We start from the raw sequence: 18676 nt of genomic DNA, 5'->3' as shown, positions 1-18676 counted from the left end.
CACTTGCTTCATACCCTAGGGGGGTATACTCTGGACGCATGATCACAACAACGTACAACGTGACAGGCATGACCTGCGGCAATTGCGAGAACCACACCAGGGAAGAAGTTGAACAGGTTCCAGGCGTGATTTCGCTCGCGGTCAGCGCAAAGACCGGCACTCTCGAAGTCACTTCAGAGCAGCCCCTCGATGATGCAGCAATCATCGCCGCAGTTGATGAGGCTGGCTACACCGCAGTTCGCGCGTAACCAGCTCGCCCGGCCACACGCATTGGGTGCCGACTCGCACTCGCGATCCGCGCCCAATGTCGTCACAGGCAGTGTGAGCACAACAGACAGCTAGAAAGGAAGCATCGTGGCAACCGCCCAGCCAAACTTCATCCAGCTCGACCTCGGTGGAATGACCTGCTCCTCATGCGCGAACCGCATTGAGAAGAAGCTCAACAAGCTTGACAATGTCGAAGCCACGGTGAATTACGCCCTCGAGCGTGCGACAATCCATGCCCCAGCAGGCATGGATCCCCAAGTGCTCATAGACGCCGTTGAAGCAACCGGCTATACGGCACGGTTACCGAAGGTGCCCGAGACACCGAGCGACGAGGAACCCGCTGCTGATCCTGAGCTCACTGCGCTCCGGCAACGTCTCATTGGCTCCATCTGGCTGACTGTGCCGGTTATCGCAATGGCGATGATTCCTGCGCTCCAGTTCGAGTACTGGCAGTGGCTGTCCCTCACCCTCGCCGCACCGGTCGTTGTGTGGGGTGGCTGGCCTTTCCATAAGGCAGCATGGACGAACATACGTCATGGTGCGGTCACCATGGACACCCTCGTTTCCGTGGGCACCGGCGCGGCATTCCTCTGGTCGCTGTACGCGCTCTTCTTCGGCCATGCTGGCATGCCAGGAATGACGCACGGCTTCGACTTCTCGCTTCAGCACAGCGACGGCGCTGGCAACATCTATCTTGAAGCTGCAGCGGGCGTGACCATGTTCCTTCTGGCAGGCCGCTACTTCGAGAAGAAGTCGAAGCGCCAGGCGGGTGCCGCCCTCCGAGCGTTGCTCGAACTCGGTGCAAAGGAAGTCTCGGTGCTGCGAGACGGCACAGAATCACGCATCCCTGTCGAGGACCTCACTGTTGGCGATGCCTTCGTTGTTAGGCCCGGCGAGAAGATCGCGACTGATGGCCGAATTATCGAAGGCCACAGCGCTATCGATGCTTCGATGCTCACTGGCGAATCTATTCCCGTTGAGGCATCTATTGGTGCGGTGGTCGCGGGCGGTACCGTCTCCACGAGTGGGCGGATCATTGTCGAAGCAACCCGCGTCGGCTCTGACACACAGCTCGCCCAGATGGCGAAGATGGTTGAAGAAGCGCAGTCCGGCAAGGCTGACGTGCAGCGTCTCGCCGACCGCATCTCGGGCATCTTCGTGCCGATCGTCATACTCATCGCGCTTGGCACACTCGCCACGTGGTTGCTGCTCGGCTTCAGCGTTGCAGATGCGTTCACCGCAGCTGTTGCTGTCCTCATCATCGCCTGCCCGTGCGCACTCGGGCTCGCAACTCCCACGGCATTGCTCGTCGGCACCGGTCGTGGCGCCCAGCTTGGCATTCTCATCAAGGGCCCGGAGATTCTTGAGCAGACCCGTCGCGTCGACACCATCGTGCTCGATAAGACTGGCACCGTTACGACAGGCGAAATGTCGCTGACTGACTTGGTGTCACTCGATGACGTAGCGGGGGCGGATCACGACCGCACGACACTCCTCCGATATGTCGCAGCGGTAGAGGGCGCATCAGAACACCCAATCGCTCGCGCTATCGCTCAGGGCGCACTCGATGAGCTCGGCAGTACGGCTGCTGATCTCCCAGCAGTATCCGACTTCACGAACACCGCCGGCAAGGGAGTTGCAGGCACGGTCGAGGGAGTCTCCGTACTCATCGGCAAGCATTCCATTTCTGGAATGTCTTCCGAGCTTGCGAATCCTGCGCTCGCAGAACTCTCTCGTCTTGAGTCAGAGGGCAAAACTGCCGCGATCATCTCGTGGGACGGCATCCCGCGCGGTGTTGCTGCCGTTGCTGACACCGTTAAGGCGACGAGCGCTGAAGCGATCCGCAATTTCCGCGCACTTGGTCTGGAACCGGTACTCCTGACCGGAGACAACCGTTCGGTAGCGACGCAGGTCGCCCACGAAGTGGGAATCGATCGTGTTGAAGCGGAGGTTCTGCCCGGTGACAAGGTTGCAGTCATTCAGCAGTTGCAGGCTGCAGGCAAGGTCGTTGCCATGGTCGGCGACGGCGTGAACGATGCGCCCGCGCTTGCCCAAGCCGATCTCGGACTCGCGATGGGAACCGGTACCGATGCGGCGATCGAAGCAGCAGACATCACGCTCGTGCGCGGCGATCTGCGGAGCGCTGCGGACGCGATTCGACTGTCGAGAAGCACACTTCGAACGATCAAGGGCAACCTTTTCTGGGCCTTCGCCTATAACGTCGCAGCGATCCCGCTTGCGGCCCTCGGACTCCTCAACCCCATGATTGCTGGCGCGGCAATGGCCTTCTCGAGCGTGTTTGTTGTTGGCAACTCGCTTCGCCTTCGCCGTTTTAAGGAAATGAGCAAGTAATGACCGAACGTGATGACCAGTACTGCGAGACAGAATTTAGCGCGGGCCACCCTGATGCGCCCGCGCACGAAGACGAGGGCGGTGGCGGCCACGATCACGGCGTCAGTGCCCAGACCGCGACCGGCAAACACCGGAAGCGCCTCATCGTTGTGCTGGTCATCACACTCGTGGTGTTTGTCGCGCAGGTCGTCGGCGCGCTTATCTCAAATTCCCTTGCGCTGCTCGCTGATGCGGGACACATGCTGACGGATGCAACCGGCGTATTCATTGCGCTTATCGCGTCCCTCATTGCAACGCTTCCCGCAACCTCGAAGCGAACCTTCGGGTTCCTTCGCGTTGAGGTCCTTGCGGCACTGATCAACGGCATTGTGCTCGGTGTGATTGCTGTCGTCATCTTCGTTCAGGCCATCGCCCGCTTTGGTGACGCTCCAGAGGTGCACGCTGGCCCAATGCTCATCGCGGCCATCCTCGGCGGCCTCGCAAACCTGGTGAGCCTGCTCATTCTGCAGCGTGGCCAGAAGGAGAGCCTCAACGTGCGCGGCGCGTATCTTGAGGTGCTTGGTGACTTGCTCGGCTCGGTAGCGGTCGTGATTGCGGGCCTCATCATCCTCTTCACTGGATGGACCCCCATTGACCCGATCGCTTCGATTGCGATCGCGCTCCTTATCTTGCCTCGCGCATACAGCCTGCTGAAGGATGTCGTCGCGGTGCTCCTGGAGGCAACCCCAAAGGGTCTTGACGTTGAGGAAGTTCGTGCGCACATGCTCGCCGTTCCCGGCGTCGCAGCCGTGCATGACGTGCATGCCTGGACCATCACTTCTGGTGTCCCTGCCTTCTCAGCGCACGTCACCATCGAGGATGGCGTGTGGAGTGAACGTGACTACCACGAGGTCCTCGACGAGCTGAAGGCCTGCCTCATCACGCACTTTGACCTGGATCACTCGACGCTGCAGCTCGAACCCGAGTCGCATGCGGTCAAGGGGATCGGCCTGCACGAGTAGGAGTTCGCGGATCGTGCGCGAGCGCGCGTTTGCGTGCGCATCCGCGTGCGTGTGCGTGTGCGCGAGCGCAACCCCGCGAAACCGCCCCTTTCTCCCCAAAAGGGCCCTTTCTGACGACAACAACTACCTGTTTCGTCGGAAAGGGCCCTTTTCGCGGGTTTGAGCGAGTGCAGCGGCGAGCACAACAGCGGCGGGTGCAGCAGCAAGCGCCGCACCGCACGCCTAGTCGAGCAGCAGCGCGGGCTCCTCGAGCACCGAAGCCACGTCTGCGACGAAGCGCGAGATGACATCGCCATCGACGACGCGGTGGTCGAAGGATCCGCCCACCATCGTCACCATGCGCGGACGAACCTCACCGTCAACCACCCATGGCTTCTCGCGGATCGTGCCCATCGCCATGATCGCAACCTCGCCTGGGTTCAAGATCGGCGTACCGAAGTCCATACCGAAGACACCGATGTTGGTGATCGTGATGGTGCCGTTCTGCATCTCTGCGGGCTTGGTGCGGCCGTCGCGTGCGGTGATCGTCAGCTGCTCAATCGCCTGTGCGAGTTCGAGGAGGCTGAGCTCTTGCGCGTCCTTGATGTTGGGCACAATGAGACCGCGCGGTGTCGCAGCGGCAATGCCGAGGTTCACGTAGTAGCGGCGAATGATCTCGGTCTCAGTGAAGGTCGAGTTGATCTCAGGATTGCGGCGGATCGCCCACAGCATCGCCTTCGCAAAGATCAGCAAGGGCGAAACCTTCACGCCGGCAAAGTCGGTCGACGTCTTGAGACGCTTCACGAATTCCATGGTGCGGGTTGCATCGACCTCAGTGAACACGCTCACGTGAGGCGCCTCGTTCGAGCTGAGAGTCATCGCGTTGGCAATGTGCTTACGCATGCCCTTCAGCGGGATACGTTCCTCGCGCTGCGGCGAGACCTCAGGGGTCGAAAGATTCCGGAAGACGCTTGCCTGCGACGCATGACGGACAACGTCATCGCGCAGGATCTCGCCTGCGATACCTGATCCATCGACTGCGGTCAGATCGACGCCGAGGTCCTTTGCGAGCTTGCGGATCGGCGGCTTCGCGATCACGGGCATTGCCTCAGCGACGGGCAGCGGCGGGGGAGTGAGCAGCGGTTCGCCACCACTCCGACGGCGCGAACGTACGGTGCCAGCGTTGCCGTATCCGACGAGGACGGATCCGCCCTCTTCCTCAGCGGGCGCCTCGGCGGCACCAGCACCGGCCTCAGGCGCACCGGCAACACCAGCACCACCTTCGACCTCACACGCGGCCCCGGTGCCCTCACCGTCGGCACACTTCTCAACAGGAGCAGCAACCTCGGCAGCCGACGCCACAGCACCTTCTGCCCCGCCTGCAACCCGCACGCGCAGGATCGGCGCGCCGACGGGCACCGTCTCGCCAACGGCTGCAAGCACCTCGGTCACCACACCGCTGAACGGCGATGGCAGCTCGACCAGCGACTTCGCCGTCTCGATCTCGCAGATGACCTGGTTCAGCTCGACGGTATCGCCTGGCGCTACGAGCCAGTTCACGATGTCTGCCTCGGTCAAACCCTCGCCAACGTCGGGAAGGGGGAAAGTCATTTCACTCATGAGGACTCCTCAAGCCTGATGTTCAGTCTCAGTATGTCGCACGATCCGCGCTCGGCGGGTCACGCTTAGTAGTGCATGGTGCGGTCGACGGCCTCAAGCACGCGATCCGCATCAGGAAGGAACATTCCTTCAAGACGAGCTGCAGGGTACGGAACGTCGAAGCCAGCTACCCGAAGCACGGGTGCCTGCAAGGAATAGAAGGCGTGCTCAGCGACGTACGCCGCGATCTCACTGCCGACGCTCGCGTTGCCTGAAGCCTCCTGGGCAACGACCAGACGCCCCGTCTTGCGCACCGATTCGAGCAACGGCTCGTAATCGATGGGGGAGATGCTGCGCAGATCCACGACCTCAAGGCTCACGCCCTCGGTCGCGGCAATCTCTGCAGCCTGCAGCAGGGTCGTGACCATTGCGCCGTAGCCGACGACGGTGCAATCAGTGCCGGTGCGGGCGATACGCGAGGTGTGCAGATCAACGCTGGGCTGATCGAAGTCAACTTCACCCTTCATCCAGTACTTCGCCTTCGGCTCGAAGAACAGCACCGGATCCGGCGACTCAATCGCCTGCTGGATCATCCAGTACGCGTCATTCGGCGTCGATGGCGCGACGACACGCAGACCCGGAGTGTGCGCAAAGTACGCCTCGGGGCTCTCTGAGTGATGCTCAACCGCGCCAATGTGTCCGCCGTATGGGACGCGGATCACGAGCGGCATCGACACCTTGCCGTCATGGCGGTTGGTGAACTTTGCAAGCTGCGAAACGATCTGGTTGAACGCCGGGAAGATGAAGCCGTCGAACTGAATCTCAATGACCGGTCGGAAGCCGTGCATCGCAAGACCGATCGCGCTGCCGACGATACCAGCCTCTGCAAGCGGCGTATCGAGCACACGCGCCGAGCCAAACTCAGCAAGCAACTTGTCGGTGATGCGGAACACGCCACCGAGCGCGCCGATGTCCTCGCCCATCATGAGGACGCGGTCATCGTTCTTCATTGCCGCGCGCAGACCCTCATTGATCGCACGGGCCATGGGCAGGGTCTGACGACCCGCGGTAATCTCTGCCTCGCTCATTAGGCGCCTTCCTCAAACGATGCTTCGTAACGCTCAAGCCACGCGCGCTGCTCTTCAATGCGCGGGTGCTCGGCCGAGTACACGTTGGCAAACATGGAGTCGGCTGCTGGAGCCGGAGCCGTGAGAATTTCGTCACGGATGCGCTTTGCTTCACGATCCGCGATCTCTGCGACCTGGGTGAAGAATTCGTCCTCGACGCCCTTGGAGCGCAGGAAGACCTCCATGCGTTCGATCGGATCGCGATCGCGCCATGACTCGAGCTCTTCGTTCTCGCGGTAGCGCGTCGGGTCATCACTCGTCGTGTGCGCACCGATGCGGTAGGTGAGTGCCTCGATGTAGCTTGGCCCGCCGCCTTCGCGGGCGAGGCGCATGAACCGACGGCCAACTGCGAACGCAGCGAGCGGGTCGTTGCCATCGATCTGTACCGCGCGAATGCCGAAGCCGAGCGCGCGACGGTACAGGGGAGTGCGCGACTGGCGCGTGACGGGAACCGAGATCGCCCACTGGTTGTTCTGCACGACGAAGACCTGCGGGGTCTGGTAGCTCGCAGCAAAAATCAGTGACTCGTTCGCGTCGCCCTGGCTCGACGTACCGTCGCCGTAGAAGACCATGGTTGCCTCACCGGTCGACTCTGCGGCCTCACCCGGGTCGAGCGTCATGGGCGCGGATCCGCCTGCGGCGAGCGCGTCACGCTTTGCGTTGAGCACCTGCCCGAGGGCGTAACCGGTTGCGTGCGGTGCCTGGGCACCGAGCACGAGCGTGTAGAGGTGGAAGTTCCCGTTCGCAGGATCGGTGACGTCCCAGCCGCCGTGCGAGAAGCCACGGAAGAGGAGCGCGAGTTCTGCGAGGTCTACGCCGCGGATGCGCGCGATCGCGTGCTCACGATATGCGGGGAAGATGTGGTCCTGGGGCGCTGCTGCGTGCGCAAGACCTACCTGGCAGCCTTCTTGGCCGACGCTCGGTACCCAGAGGGCGAGCTGGCCCTGACGCTGCAGGTGCGTGCACTCTGTGTCGAACGCACGGGTCGCGACCATGTCGCTGTACCACTCTGTGAAGTCGTCGAGCGTGGCCGCGTCGAGTTCGTCTGCGTACTCGACGGCGGTGTCTGAGGGTGCATAGTTGCCTGCTTCGTCGAGGAATCGGATGGGTTCCGGATCGCTCATGTCGAAGCCAAGAGTGAGGTTTTGGCTCATAGCCACCGAGTCTACTTAGCCGTCGTTCCCGGATCGTTATATGGGCGAGTCGTTTACTGAGAGTTTGCGGGGCGCGGATCATGTCCCGTTTCGGGGGTTGCCCGATCCGCGCCTATTTCCCTGGCCGGTTGTCAGTGGGCGATGCAAAGATGGATGGCATGCGCATGATTCTTCGTATCGCTGTGAGCTCCTTTGCCCTGTGGCTGACCACCCTCATCGTGGGTGGCAGCGGCGAGCATGGATTCTGGATCCTCGCGTACGAGCCGACCGAGCAAGCGCATGTTGTCACCCTCGTACTGGTGGCGCTCGCGTTCGGTCTGGTGAACGCGACGCTGGGCAAGATCGTGCGGTTTGTGTCGATTCCGCTGTACATCATCACCTTTGGCCTGTTTGCGTTCATTGTGAACGGACTCATGGTGTCGGTTGTCGTGTGGCTTTCCAACCTTGCTGGCTTCGGCCTTGAAGTGAGCGGCTTCTGGTGGGGCGTGCTTGGTGCCTTCGTGATGTCGCTGCTCGCTGGTCTCATGAACTCGATTCTGGGGACGAAGAAGCGCAAGGATCGTAAGTAGGGCAGACTCGGGCTATGCCTGACTCTCCGTTTCACATCAGTTTTGTCTGCACCGGGAACATCTGCCGTTCGCCGATGGGTGAGGTGATCTTCCGCGCCCTCGCGAAGGAGGCCGGCGTCGCCGACCGCTTCGTCATCACGTCACGCGGCACGCACAATTACCACGTCGGGAATGGGGCGGATCCGCGCACCGTCGCTTCGCTTGCCGAAGCCGGGTACAACGGCAGCGCACACCGCGCTGCGCAATTGTCAGATGCAGATATTGCTTCACACGATCTGCTCATCGCGCTCGACCGGGGGCATGAGGAGATCATGCGGGGCCGCGGCGCCGAACGTGTCGAGCTGTTGACGGCGTACGACCCTGCATCGCCTGCGGATCCCGATGTTTTTGACCCCTACTACTCTGACGCTGCCGCGTTCGACGACGTGCGCGAACAGGTGGAGCGTAGCTGCCGTGCGTTGCTCACAGCATTGACTTAGTGCCGTCTGCTTTTGTGTTGATGTTCATGGGTACGACTAGCAAGTCACCGTAGGCTCACAACGTTTTGATTCCCCACACAGGGGTTTGAGCCAACTGACAACTGGATTAGTTTCGATTCTTCGATTCCTCTCCCACCCATAACCGCCTTGCTGACTTCTTCGTGTAACGGGCTCACAACCGCACCTCAAATCATGATGCTCCGCTGATAAGTTCTAGGGATGTCTTCTCTGATCTTTTCTGTCGTTTCCGTTTTGGTTGCGGCAGTTGTGGGTGCCGGACTCAACCATATTCTTGGTCGCAGAGCTGAGTCCCTCCGTGCTTTGCAAGAGGCGCGGACAAAATGGGCATTCCACGCCCAAGAGTTCAGGTCCTCCGCATTCAAAAACTGGCCACAACATTCTTATCTTCCTGCCGGCAGCCTCAGCTATGATGAGGCGCTTAGGGTCTTGGACCCAGTGTCTTCTGGTTTGGTCTATGACATGGTCTGGGTTCACACCCGAACTGAGAGCAGAATTAGTCAAGAGTGGTCCTCCGGGCCAGATCCAATTGGCGCAATCGTCCCCCCACAAATTCGGCGGCTAGGGCGGTCTCTAGATCACACCATTGCGTTATGGGCACAGGTGAGTTGGATGATGCCTACGTGGCGCATCAAGTTGAGAGCCTGGTATTTGCTCAGACGAGAGAGAAACTGGACCATCGATAACCATGGACGCCACGTCACTTCCATGGAACGCAAGCGCAATCGAAGGGATCGCAAGAGTTTTTCTGAGTTCGACAAAGAGCTGCGTCGTCGACGAGCTGAGAAGGTTCGGCCGATCGCAAATTCTCACGGGAAGTGAGTTAATCTTCGGCCAAGCTCCCACCCGTAGCTTGTGTGCTTGTCTCCGTCCGAACGTGAAACAATAAGGTAAAGGATTTCGGCGCTCCTACTCTGGAGCGTCACACGTCACGATCGCACGGAGATGCAATGACCAATCTTCCCCCGCAGCCCATTAGCCCCCTCGACGGCCGCTACCGCGCCGCAGTCACCGAGCTTGGTAACACGCTCTCGGAGGCGGGCCTGAACAAGGCACGCGTGCACGTCGAGGTCGAGTGGCTCGCTTACCTGACCTCGAACTCGCTGCTTGGCGGCACTCCGATCGCTGACGACCAGCTCGCATCACTGCGTGAGTGGGCTGCAAACTTCGGCCAGACCGAGATCGACAAGCTCGCTGGCATCGAGGCAGTCACCCACCATGACGTCAAGGCGGTTGAGTACCTCATCCGTGAGCGCCTCGAGGCACAGGGCCTCGCAGCCTTCGCTGAGCTCACCCACGTCTGCTGCACGAGCGAAGACATCAACAACCTCTCGTACGCGCTCACCGTTAAGCACGCTGTTGCTGACGCATGGCGTCCGAAGTTCGTCGCGGTCATCGACGAGCTCGCCCGCCAGGCAGAGCAGTACCGTGAGCTCCCCATGATGAGCCGCACCCACGGTCAGCCTGCAACGCCGACCACGCTCGGCAAGGAGATCGCGGTCTTCGTGTACCGTCTGCGTCGCCAGCTCGAGCAGATCGATCGCATCGAATACCTCGGCAAGTTCTCTGGTGCAACCGGCACCTTCGCTGCGCACCTCGCTGCAGATCCGACCGCTGATTGGGAGAAGATCTCACGCGAGTTCGTGGAGGGCCTCGGTCTCGACTGGAACCCGCTCACGACCCAGATCGAGTCGCACGACTGGCAGGCCGAGCTCTACACCCGTATGGCTCACGCAAACCGCATCCTGCACAACCTTGCAACCGACATCTGGAGCTACATCTCGATCGGTTACTTCCGTCAGACTCCCGTTGCTGGCGCAACCGGCTCGTCGACGATGCCGCACAAGGTCAACCCGATCCGCTTCGAGAATGCAGAGGCAAACCTCGAACTCTCGAACGCACTGCTTGATTCGCTCGCAGCAACGCTCGTGACCAGCCGCTGGCAGCGCGACCTCACCGATTCGTCGGCACAGCGCAACATCGGTGTCGCATTCGGCCACTCGGTGCTCGCGCTCGACAACATCCTGAAGGGCCTCGGCCAGATCGACGCGGCGCCTGAGGCACTCGCGTACGATCTTGATCACAACTGGGAGGTTCTCGGCGAGGCGATCCAGACCGTAATCCGCGCAGAGGTTACCGCGGGTCGCTCGACCATCAAGGATCCCTACGCAGCCCTCAAGGAACTCACTCGCGGCCGTCGCATCGGCCAGGCAGAGCTCGTCGAGTTCGTCGAGGCGCTCGAGATCGGCGACGAAGCGAAGCAGCGTCTGCTGAAGCTCACCCCTGCGACCTACATTGGCAGCGCAACCGAGCTGCTGAAGTACCTCTAGGCGATACTTCGTCAAGCTGTCACAGACAGGCCGGGGCGTTACCGCTCGCCATGGGCTTCACTGCTCACCACGGGCATCACCTCTCGCTATGAGAATCTGCTCTCGTTATGGGAGTCTCCGCCCACAAAATGGCATACTGTGACACATCTCAGATCTACCTGACCCGTAGCTGATTGCCGAAGCGGGGTGATCCAGGCCATGCTGAATGCATGACTGAATCACCCCGCTTCGCTGTATCTACGACCAGACATCGCTTTACTGCTCGAAAGGTGCAGGTGGTAGCGGTCTATCGCCCGGTCCCAACAATTGCTCGCATCACATTTACCGGCGATGACATGCACGACTTCACCGCGACCGGCCCTGGTGACCATGTCAAGGCGTTCTTCCCCAACCCCGTCACCGGTGAACTGCTTGCGCCCACCGCGGTTGGTCCGAACGAAGATGGCATCAACCGTCCCGACGGCCAGACGTTCCCGCGTGACTTTACGCCGCTGAACATCCGCGAGACCTCCGATGGCATCTGCTTCGACCTCGACTTCGTGCTTCACGAGAACCCCGGGCCAGCTTCGGCCTGGGCAGAGCAAGCAACCATTGGTGACAGCATCGTCGTGGCAGGTCCTCGCGGCTCACGAAACATCCCCGAGGGCATTGAAGGCCTTGTCTGCCTTGCAGACCCCACAGCGCTCCCGGCTGTCGTGCGTTGGATCGTTGGCCTGCCCGACGTCTCAGACATCGAGGTCATTGCAGACGTCGATCCAGCGAGTATTGAGTGGGTCGAAGACTACCTACGCATTTCAACCGGTCGCGACGTCCTCGTACGCGAACCCCTTGGCGGGCTCACGCAAGCGATGCTCGACAGCGCGGTCGGGGCGGGTACCTACGTCTTTGCAGCTGGCGAAGCCAACAGCTTGATCCCCGTGCGCCGTGCGATCCGCACTGAACTGGGTCTGCCCCGCGAGCAGTACACCGTGAGCGGCTACTGGCGCCGCGGCGAAGCCAACTTCGATCACCACGGGCCACTCGACCCGAACGAGCCCGAAGCAGGGGAGTAGGGAGTACCCGGGCAGCGGAGGCCGTTCAAGGTTCACGTTGCCCGAACCACGTGCCCTCCGCTGAGCGCTGCTGCGCTCTGCTCTGCTGTGCCGAGCAGTGCTGTGCTGAGCTGAGCTGAGCTGTGCTGCACTGCGCCGTGATGAGCCGTACTGTGCCCTGCTGAGGTGAATTGGCCGCCCGGCCATAGGCCGGTCCATTCTTTCCACCTGGCGACGCATTGATTGCGGAGCGTTGAGCGCCACTCCCAGTCTCCAACCTGGGCGCAGCGCCCTCAACCCCGCGAAACGACCCCGTTCCGCTGAGAAGGCCCCTTCCATGCGCATGCAAGGGGCCTTCTCGGCAACAAGCCCCTGTTTCGCGGGCCACCCAGAAACAGACAAACCCCTGTTTCGCGGGCTGCGGGCCACCCAGAAAAAGGAAAGCCCCGGGCGCACCCGGGGCTTTCCTGCACAACTTGCGCTTAGTGCGCGTCGTCCGTGTTCGGCTTCTCGAGCACCTTACGTGCCTCTTCGTCTTCTGCACTGCGCTTACCGCCCAGGCCAAGAAGGGCAACGCCCATCACCGAGACGATGAATGCAACAAGCGCGAAGATCAGTGCGAGCTTCACGTCGCGCGTCGCGAAAACGACAACGAGGCCGGCAAAGACGGCGAGAACACCCGAGAATACGAGCAGTTCTACGGGGCGCAGGCGGTCCTTACGCAGGGGCTCGTGCGACTGAGGCTGCTTGGGATCATTCGACTTCGTCATGACTGCTTTCTACGTTTCTTGATACCGAGGGGGAGTACTGCGCGTGCAGTTACTCAGACTTCTGCGATACGTTCGAGCCGTTTCGCTTCGAGTCAAAAGCTGCGATGCCGAGGAATACGCCGGCAATGATGGTGTACGCGCCGAAGAAACCGAGTACGGCCACGGCGTCGTTGCGTGCCAAGAGCACGAGAATTGCGAGGAGCAGACCAGCTGCGCCGATGATCGCGGGGTCCTGGCGAGTGCCTGGCTGCGTTACCATGGCGACGAACTCAAGGAGCCCACTGATGAGCGCCCACACGGCAACGACAACTGCGTAGCCAACAACCTCACCGGTCATCGGAAGTACGACAGTTGCAATAAGAGCGGCAAGGCCGAGCAGCAGCGGAACGACCGATCGCGCGTCATCCTTGCGAGCGAACCATTCGACGAGGTGCATGACGCCGATCGCTGCAAGGCCACCTGCGGTCACCAGGAAGTCAAAGTTAAAGTCCGAGTGCATGGTGGCCGAGAAGGTCACGACCATGCCCACCGCAAACAACACGATCGCGCGCGCGATGCGCACACCTCGCGGAGCGAGTCGAGAGACGACTTCCTGCGCCGAACCTGTAGCCACGGCTTGGCTCTGTGCAGACACGCTCATATCGACCCCTTTCATTGGCCCCCAGCGATTGTACTCGCTCTGCCTGGACACTGACAGTCAGCTGGGTGTGGCGCTGAATCTCCCGGTGTTGGGCGCGGATCGGTGAGCGACGTCTACGCCTCCCAGATCCGCGCCCACAACATCGGTGCTACATTCCCTGGGGCATGTCGGCAAAGCGCGAGTAGTGGCCCTGGAATGCCACGGTGACCGTGCCAGTGGGACCGTTACGCTGCTTCGCCAGGATGAAGTCTGCTTCGCCTGCACGCGGGTGGTCGCGGTCGCCCACAGCCTCGCGGTGCAGCAGGATGACCATATCGGCGTCCTGCTCGAGCGAGCCCGACTCGCGAAGGTCGCTGATGGCTGGCATTTTGTCGGCACGCTGTTCCGATGCACGGTTCAGCTGTGACAGGGCGATAACCGGGACGTCAAGCTCCTTCGAGAGCAGCTTGAGGGCACGTGAGAACTCACTGACCTCTTGCTGACGACTCTCACTCTTCTTACCGCTCGAAAGCAGCTGTAGGTAGTCAATAACGACCATTTTGAGCCCGTGCTGCTGTTTGAGCCGTCGGCACTTTGCGCGGATCTCAACGAGCGTCATGTTCGCGCTGTCGTCGATGAAGAGTGGCGCCTCAGCGATGCGCGCCTGTGTGGCGGCAAGCTTCTGGAAGTCTCGGTTATCAAGCGAGCCCTTACGCAGGGTCTGCATTGGGATAGTTGCCTCAGCTGCGAGCAGACGCATTGCAATCTCAGCACGGCCCATTTCGAGGGAGAAGAAGACGGTGCACGCATTGGCGTGAACTGAGGCGTTGCGAGCGACATCGAGCGCGAGCGTCGACTTACCCATTGCCGGACGTGCGGCGATGATGATCATCTGTCCACCGGCGAAGCCGTTCGTCATGCCGTCGAGCTCAGCGAAGCCCGTGGGAACGCCAAGCATGCCGTCGGGCATGCTGTTCGCTTTGTTGATCTCTTCCAGCGCAGCATCAACCGCGAGCGACAGCGGAACGTAGTCCTCTCCCTGGGCTTCGCCGGTGACACCATAAATCTCGGACTGGGCGACGTTGACGAGGTCGATGGCCTCGCCCTCACCTGCGTAGCCCATCTGCACGATTCTCGTGCCAGCATCGACGAGGCGACGAAGCAGTGCCTTTTCGCCAACGATCTCCGCGTAGAAGCTTGCGTTTGCGGCCGTTGGCACGATTGCTGTCAACTGGTGCAGATATTCCGCGCCACCAGCGCGCTGCAGGTCGCCTGATTTGGTGAGTGCGTCGGTGACGGTGATGACGTCGGTGGGTTCGCCCCTGGAATAGAGCGACAGCACCGCCTCATAGATCACTTCGTGTTTTGGAACGTAGAAGTCGTTGCCGCGCACGACACTCGTGACATCTGCGACGGCGTCCTTCGACAACAACATGCCACCCAACGCACTCTGCTCAGCAAGCAGATCATACGGAGGCGTGCGCTCAAAATCACCGGCGCTACGCGGCTCCTCAGAAGGGGTCGAAATCCCCAGGTGTGCGATTGACACTCGTGTGCTCCTTGACAAACCTAATACTCGCGGAAGTTGGGTCGGTGTTTACCGACCGGCCGCCTGCAATTGCGGAATTACCCAACAATACCTACCCCTCAAGTCTACCTGTGGATAACTGTGTGAATAATCCGCCGCGTTTCCTCACAAGTTGTCCACATTCCTGGGGATAACTTGTGGAGAGATTTTGAATAAGTGTAAATATAGTTGCTGTGACCTGGACTTTTATGTTTCCACAAGAGGAATTTTCATCAACATTCAGGCGCGGGTTGAAGGTCGTCACTCTTGAAAATAGTTGTGGACAAAGCGGTCTAGATCAGATAGCTACAGCACACACACCGATGAAACTGCAAACAAACGTTCCGTGAACAGTTAAATGCTAGGGATTTCATAGGCTTGTCCGCATTTTATGCGCGTATCCTGCAGCCTTCACCGGCACCACCGCGCTGCCCTGACGTATCCAGCTCACGCTGACAGCGAGCCATCCGAACGAACCCGGGCATCACGTCACCCCTGAAACGCAGAACACCCCCGCCTACCGAAGTAAGCGGGGGTGTTCAACAATCGTGATTAGCGCTGAGCGATAACCTGGATCGTGACCTTTGCATCGACACCCTCGTGGAGGTGAACGATTGCCTTGTACTCGCCAGTCGTCTTGATCGCCGGAACGGTGATCTTACGCTTGTCGATCTCGCCAAGGCCCTGATCAGCAACAGCTGCAGCCACCGAAGCGGGCTTCACTGCGCCGAAGAGACGGCCTTCTGCGCCGCTCTTTGCGAAGAGGCGAATCTTGCCTGCTTCGAGCTTTGCCTTGAGTGCCTGAGCGTCCTCGACCGATGCGAGTGCGCGTGCCTCGCGAGCTGCACGGAGCTGCTCGACCTGAGCCTCGCCACCGCGAGTCCAGTGAACGCCGTAACCCTGGGGTACGAGGTAGTTGCGTGCGTAGCCGTTCTTAACTTCTACAACATCGCCAGCTGAACCGAGGCCCTGGACCTCGTTCGTGAGAATTACCTTCGCCATGATGTGTTCTCCTTAGCGGCCAGAGCCGGCGTAGGGGAGGAGTGCCATCTCGCGGGCGTTCTTAACTGCCTTTGCGATGAGACGCTGCTCCTGGACGGAAACACCGGTGATACGGCGTGCGCGGATCTTGCCACGCTCAGAAACGAACTTGCGAAGCGTTGCGACGTCCTTGTAGTCAATGACGCCGACGGTCTGCTTCTTCGCGGGTGCGACGGGCTTTGCGTTCTTGCCGCGACCCGGCTTGCGGCCTGCGCCGCTGGACTTACCTGCCATGATGGTCTCTTTTCGTACTGCGCCTCAGACCGAAGTCTGGGACAAAACTGTTTTAGAAGGGCTGCTCGTCGTCGAACCCGCCACCGAAGTCGGCGGGAGACGAGCCACCCTGCTGGCCCGAGTTGGTCCAGGGGTTGTCCTGCGGAGCAGAAGGCTTGTTCCAGCCGCTCTGTCCTGCAGGCTGACCGCCACCGAAACCGCCAACCTGGCCGCGGGACTGGCCCCGGCTCACCTGTGCGGTTGCGAAGCGGAGCGACGGACCTACTTCTTCGACATCAAGGTCGAGAGAGGTGCGCTGCTGGCCCTGGTTATCGGTGTAGCTGCGCTGCGTCAGCCGGCCCTGAACAATCACTCGCATGCCCTTAGTGAGCGATGCAGCGATGTTATCGGCGTATTCGCCGAAGGCGCGGCAGCCGAGCCAAAGCGGCTCGCCGTCCGACCAATCACCCGACTGGCGGTCACGCACGCGCGGAGTCGAGGCGATACGGAAGGTCACCCACGACTTACCGGCCTGGCTTACGCGAGGCTCGGGATCGGCAACAAGGTTACCGACAACTGTGATCAGCGGCTCGCCGGCCATGAGCTACGCGCCCTGCTTCGCAGCAGCGCGTGCAGCCTTCGCTGCGTCGCGCTTAGCCTGTGCTGCACGCTGAGCCATCAGCTCGTCTGCGCGGAGCACCTTGGTGCGAAGGACAGCCTCGGAGAGACCAAGCTGACGATCGAGCTCGTCGGTAGCCTCAGGCGTAGCGGTGAAGTTCACAACTACGTAGATGCCTTCGGTGTGCTTCTGGATTTCGTATGCGAAACGGCGCTTGCCCCAGATGTCAACGTTCTCGATCGAGCCACCCGCATTGCGGATGACGCCGAGGAACTTGTCCATGCTGGGGGCCACAGTGCGCTCGTCGATACCGGGATCGAGGATCACCATGAGTTCGTACGGATGCATTACTGACCCACCTCCTTCGGACTTCACGGCCACAGGATTTCTGTGACAGGAGGGTGTTTGTGCATTGTGTCGTGCACTCCGAAGGATACGGGTGCACAGACAACTCGAAAAGCCTACCACTTAACTCACGTGCTGTCAGGCTGGTTCTGACACTTTTTCCACAGCTCTCTTTCCAGCCCGATGCGTTTGCCCCATGGGTCGTGGGACGATGGGACTCATGCGCATCGCTCTCATTTCTCTGCACACTTCGCCCGGCGCGGTTCCCGGGAGTGGCGATGCCGGCGGAATGAACGTTGTGGTTGCCGAGGCAGCACACGCGCTCTCGCGTTTGGGGCACACCGTAGACGTATTCACCCGTGCCTCGACCGACGTGTCGGCAGGGGAGCGCGCGCTCGATCCGCTTCGCCCCGACGGTCCCCGTCTCATTGCCCTCGAAGTTGGCCAAGCGCACCTTCGCAAAGAGGACCTCCCTAGCCTCGCTCACGAGTTTGGGGCGCGGATCGCCGATTTCGGTCCCTTCGATGCGATCCATGGCCACTACTGGTTGAGTGGGCTTGCCTCCCAAGCACTCGCAGATGCTCAGGCTGCTTCTGGCGCTGCTCCGGTAATTCCCGCGCTCACGCTCCACACCGTGGCCGCCCAAAAGAATGCTCATCTTGCCCCGGGCGACCGGCCGGAACCCCGAGCCCGGCTCGACGCAGAAGCGTTGCTCACAGCCGAACAATTTGTCATCGCAGGAAGCCACAGCGAACTCGCTGGCATCGTCACCGGATATGGCACCCCGGCGGTCGGCAGCACGGTCATTCACCCCGGCGTTGATACTGATCTATTCACGCCAGGCCCACAAGAGACGAGCTTTGACGCCCCAATCGGCCGAGGCTCGGCAGCGAGGAGCGTCGTGGCTTCCGTCACAGACTGCACGCCCTTCACCGTCACGGTGCTTGGTCGCGTGCAGCCGCTCAAGGGTCAACTGCTTGCGGTCGAGGCGCTGGCAGCCCTTGACCGACTCGATCCCGCACTTGCTCGGCGAATCGAGCTGGTCATAGCGGGAGAGCCCACTCCAGGTGCAGAAGACTATGCGCGTGCATTGAAGACTTCTGCCGAGGCAGCTGGAATCTCAGACCGGGTGAGATTCCTCCCAGCACAGTCCCGCCCAGAGGCAGCTGCGTTGCTCACACGAAGCAGCATTGTGCTGGTCCCGTCCCGTTCCGAAACGTTCGGACTTGTGGCGCTCGAAGCCGCTGCGTGCGGGGTACCAACCATCGTCGGCGCCCATACCGGCCTTCTCGAGGCGGCACCAGCGGGAGTCGCAGGCGTGCATATTGCGGATCGAGATCCACAGGCTTGGGCCGAGGCGATCCGCGCCCTACTCAACGATGCGGGGTTGCGTGAGCAGTATGCGCGTCGCGGCCGCGCTCACGCCGAGGCTCATAACTGGGACGCCCACGCGACGAAGCTCCTGCGCATTTACCAATCGCTACAGCGCAAATGATGTGTGGCGCGACCGCAGAGGCACTCGCCGCACCGCGCGCAGTAGCATCACCTCGCCGGGCCACCGCCACACCACCACACCACCACACCACCGAAACGGCC

18 protein-coding genes are annotated in these 18676 nt (G+C 61.0%); 8 read left to right on the top strand and 10 right to left on the bottom strand.

From position 1 onward, the window contains the following. Positions 1-38: 38 nt before the first annotated feature. From FW756_RS06190 to FW756_RS06180, 3 genes are all read left to right on the top strand, one after another. Positions 39-248 carry a heavy-metal-associated domain-containing protein gene (locus FW756_RS06190; RefSeq protein WP_446429292.1) on the top strand — a complete coding sequence of 70 codons (210 nt, stop codon included), beginning with the start codon at positions 39-41 and terminating at the stop codon, positions 246-248. A gap of 151 nt (positions 249-399) precedes the next feature. Next, positions 400-2619 carry a heavy metal translocating P-type ATPase gene (locus tag FW756_RS06185; protein WP_446429660.1) on the top strand — a complete coding sequence of 740 codons (2220 nt, stop codon included), beginning with the start codon at positions 400-402 and terminating at the stop codon, positions 2617-2619. Beyond that, positions 2619-3620 carry a cation diffusion facilitator family transporter gene (locus FW756_RS06180; protein WP_446429291.1) on the top strand — a complete coding sequence of 334 codons (1002 nt, stop codon included), beginning with the start codon at positions 2619-2621 and terminating at the stop codon, positions 3618-3620. Before FW756_RS06185 ends, FW756_RS06180 begins: the two co-directional genes overlap by 1 nt. 222 nt (positions 3621-3842) lie before the next feature. On the opposite strand, the gene FW756_RS06175 is transcribed toward FW756_RS06180, so the two are convergent. The 3 genes from FW756_RS06175 to FW756_RS06165 all read right to left on the bottom strand — a co-directional run bounded on the left by FW756_RS06175 (position 3843) and on the right by FW756_RS06165 (position 7479). Then, positions 3843-5219, bottom strand: a complete 1377-nt coding sequence (locus FW756_RS06175; protein WP_446429290.1) for a dihydrolipoamide acetyltransferase family protein — start codon at positions 5217-5219, stop codon at positions 3843-3845. Between the two features lie 65 nt (positions 5220-5284). Next, entirely contained in the window at positions 5285-6286 is a 1002-nt protein-coding gene (locus FW756_RS06170) for an alpha-ketoacid dehydrogenase subunit beta (protein WP_446429289.1), read from the bottom strand. Next, the gene (locus tag FW756_RS06165) at positions 6286-7479 is read right to left on the bottom strand and encodes a thiamine pyrophosphate-dependent enzyme (protein WP_446429288.1); all 1194 of its coding nucleotides are present in this window, start codon (positions 7477-7479) and stop codon (positions 6286-6288) included. Before FW756_RS06165 ends, FW756_RS06170 begins: the two co-directional genes overlap by 1 nt. 80 nt (positions 7480-7559) lie before the next feature. On the opposite strand from FW756_RS06165, the gene FW756_RS06160 reads away from it, so the two are divergent. The 4 genes from FW756_RS06160 (at position 7560) to FW756_RS06145 (ending at position 11927) form a co-directional block, all read left to right on the top strand. Beyond that, a complete protein-coding gene (locus FW756_RS06160; protein ID WP_446429287.1) occupies positions 7560-8048 on the top strand; it encodes a phage holin family protein in 489 nt (162 codons plus the stop codon). A 14-nt stretch (positions 8049-8062) separates the two neighbouring features. Further along, positions 8063-8527, top strand: a complete 465-nt coding sequence (locus tag FW756_RS06155; protein WP_446429286.1) for a low molecular weight protein-tyrosine-phosphatase — start codon at positions 8063-8065, stop codon at positions 8525-8527. A gap of 968 nt (positions 8528-9495) precedes the next feature. Further along, positions 9496-10875, top strand: coding sequence for an adenylosuccinate lyase (purB, locus tag FW756_RS06150; protein WP_446429285.1), 1380 nt, complete (start codon positions 9496-9498; stop codon positions 10873-10875). A 209-nt stretch (positions 10876-11084) separates the two neighbouring features. After that, entirely contained in the window at positions 11085-11927 is an 843-nt protein-coding gene (locus tag FW756_RS06145; RefSeq protein WP_446429284.1) for a siderophore-interacting protein, read from the top strand. A gap of 461 nt (positions 11928-12388) precedes the next feature. On the opposite strand, the gene FW756_RS06140 is transcribed toward FW756_RS06145, so the two are convergent. The 7 genes from FW756_RS06140 to rpsF all read right to left on the bottom strand — a co-directional run bounded on the left by FW756_RS06140 (position 12389) and on the right by rpsF (position 17083). Next, entirely contained in the window at positions 12389-12676 is a 288-nt protein-coding gene (locus FW756_RS06140; RefSeq protein WP_446429283.1) for an ABC transporter ATP-binding protein, read from the bottom strand. A gap of 49 nt (positions 12677-12725) precedes the next feature. After that, complete coding sequence (locus FW756_RS06135) at positions 12726-13316, bottom strand: DUF308 domain-containing protein (protein ID WP_446429282.1); 591 nt, start codon at positions 13314-13316, stop codon at positions 12726-12728. 148 nt (positions 13317-13464) lie between these two features. After that, positions 13465-14844 (bottom strand): replicative DNA helicase, encoded by a 1380-nt coding sequence (gene dnaB / locus FW756_RS06130; RefSeq protein WP_446429281.1) that lies wholly within the window; start codon positions 14842-14844, stop codon positions 13465-13467. 570 nt (positions 14845-15414) lie between these two features. Then, positions 15415-15864: a 50S ribosomal protein L9 gene (rplI, locus tag FW756_RS06125; protein ID WP_446429280.1), complete on the bottom strand. Its 450-nt coding sequence runs from the start codon at positions 15862-15864 to the stop codon at positions 15415-15417. A gap of 12 nt (positions 15865-15876) precedes the next feature. Next, on the bottom strand, positions 15877-16137 hold the full coding sequence (gene rpsR, locus FW756_RS06120; RefSeq protein ID WP_188024779.1) for a 30S ribosomal protein S18: 261 nt from the start codon (positions 16135-16137) through the stop codon (positions 15877-15879). Between the two features lie 52 nt (positions 16138-16189). Continuing rightward, positions 16190-16717, bottom strand: a complete 528-nt coding sequence (ssb, locus tag FW756_RS06115) for a single-stranded DNA-binding protein (protein WP_446429279.1) — start codon at positions 16715-16717, stop codon at positions 16190-16192. 3 nt (positions 16718-16720) lie between these two features. Continuing rightward, positions 16721-17083: a 30S ribosomal protein S6 gene (rpsF, locus tag FW756_RS06110; protein WP_446429278.1), complete on the bottom strand. Its 363-nt coding sequence runs from the start codon at positions 17081-17083 to the stop codon at positions 16721-16723. Positions 17084-17300: 217 nt separating this feature from the next. On the opposite strand from rpsF, the gene FW756_RS06105 reads away from it, so the two are divergent. Then, positions 17301-18575 carry a glycosyltransferase gene (locus tag FW756_RS06105; RefSeq protein ID WP_446429277.1) on the top strand — a complete coding sequence of 425 codons (1275 nt, stop codon included), beginning with the start codon at positions 17301-17303 and terminating at the stop codon, positions 18573-18575. Positions 18576-18676: the final 101 nt, after the last annotated feature.

It is taken from the genome of Leucobacter sp. 1207-22 (assembly GCF_052850455.1).
Note: the sequence above shows the minus strand (reverse complement) of the source record. Positions and strands in the feature narration are given on the sequence as shown.